At 73.2% G+C, this 1,456-nt stretch carries 2 protein-coding genes; both read right to left on the bottom strand.

What is annotated here, in order from left to right; genetic code table 11:
• Positions 1–701 (bottom strand): ABC transporter permease (locus ABT085_RS46335; RefSeq protein ID WP_351623252.1); only part of this gene is annotated, 701 nt, incomplete at its 3' end.
• On the bottom strand, positions 698–1,456 hold a 759-nt coding region (locus tag ABT085_RS46330), incomplete at its 5' end, for an ABC transporter permease (RefSeq protein ID WP_351623250.1). The genes ABT085_RS46335 and ABT085_RS46330, both read right to left, overlap by 4 nt.

The raw sequence follows: 1,456 nt of genomic DNA, 5'->3' as shown, positions 1-1,456 counted from the left end.
CCCCAGGAGGCGTTGGGCGGGGGTGCGCCCAGGCCGAGGTAGGACAGACCGGCCTCGGCGAGCACGGCGAGGCCGAACTGGAGGGCCAGGTTGACCACGAGGGTGGGCCAGATGTTCGGCAGGACGTGTCCGGCGACGGTACGCGGCCAGGAGGTGCCCGAGGTGCGGGCGGCGGTGACGTAGTCCTGGGCCAGGACCCGTTTGACCAGGATCCGCACCAGCCGGGCGACGACCGCGCTCTGGGCGAGGCCGATCGCGAGGACGGCCGAGCCGAGGGTGGCCGAGCGGGCGGCGACGACGAGCATCGCCAGCAGCAGGGTCGGGAACGCGATGAGGATGTCGAGGAACGCGGCGACGGTGTCGTCCAGCCAGCCCTGCGCGAACGCGGCGAGCACGCCGAGGACGACACCGACGAGCGCGGCGATCGTCACCGAGCCGAGTCCGGCCTCGACGGCGATCCGGGAGCCCGTCATCAGCTGGGTGAACAGGTCCCGGCCGAGCTTGTCGGTGCCGAGCAGGTGCCCGTCGCCGGGCCCGGCGAGCCGGCCGCCGGAGGTGTCGTCGGCGTCGAAGGGCAGCCAGACCAGGGAGACGACGGCGAGCAGCGCGATCAGGGCGGTCAGCGTGCAGCCGGCCAGCAGGGTGGCGGAACGCCGGCGGCGGACCTCCGCCGGCTTGCGCAGGACGTCCGTGTACGTCACCGGGCACCTCCCGAGAGACGGCCGCGCAGCCGCGGGTCGATGAGCCGCTGGACCAGGTCGGCGGCGAAGCCGATCACCAGCACGGCGAGCGTCGACACGAACAGGACGCCCTGGATCACCGGGTAGTCGTGCTGGGCGATGCCGGTGGCGAGCAGCGAGCCGAGGCCGGGCAGCGCGTACACCGACTCCACGACCACGGCCCCGAGCAGCGTCGAGGCGAGCTCGATGCCGAGGACGGAAATCACCGGGACGGAGGCGTTGCGCAGCCCGTGCCGCCACATGGCCCTGGGGAAGGAGGCGCCCAGGGCGCGGGCGGTGCGCAGGTAGTCGCTGCCCAGCACGTCGAGGGCGGCGGAACGGACGTAGCGGATGAGGGAGGCGCTCATCACCAGGGCGATGGTGACGACCGGCAGCACGAGGGAGCGTACGGCGTCGGCGGGCGCGGACCAGCCGTCCAGCGGGAAGCCGCCGGAGGGCAGCCAGCCCGTGTTCAGCGCGAACACCGCGATGAGGATCATGCCGAGCCAGAACACCGGTACCGCGATGCCCAGCTGGGAGATCCCGCTGAGCAGGGCGCCGTACCAGGTGTGGCGCTTGTGCGCGGCCACGAAGCCGACGGGTACGGCGATGACGACGGCCAGGACGAACGCGGCCAGCGTCAGCGGGACGGTCACGTTCAGGCGGGCCGCGACCTCGGGTCCGACCGGCAGCGAGCTGACGAAGGACGTGCCGAGGTCGCCGCTCGCCAGCTGCCC

It is taken from the genome of Streptomyces sp. NPDC002265 (genome assembly GCF_040296125.1).
Taxonomy (GTDB): domain Bacteria; phylum Actinomycetota; class Actinomycetes; order Streptomycetales; family Streptomycetaceae; genus Streptomyces.
Note: the sequence above shows the minus strand (reverse complement) of the source record. Positions and strands in the feature narration are given on the sequence as shown.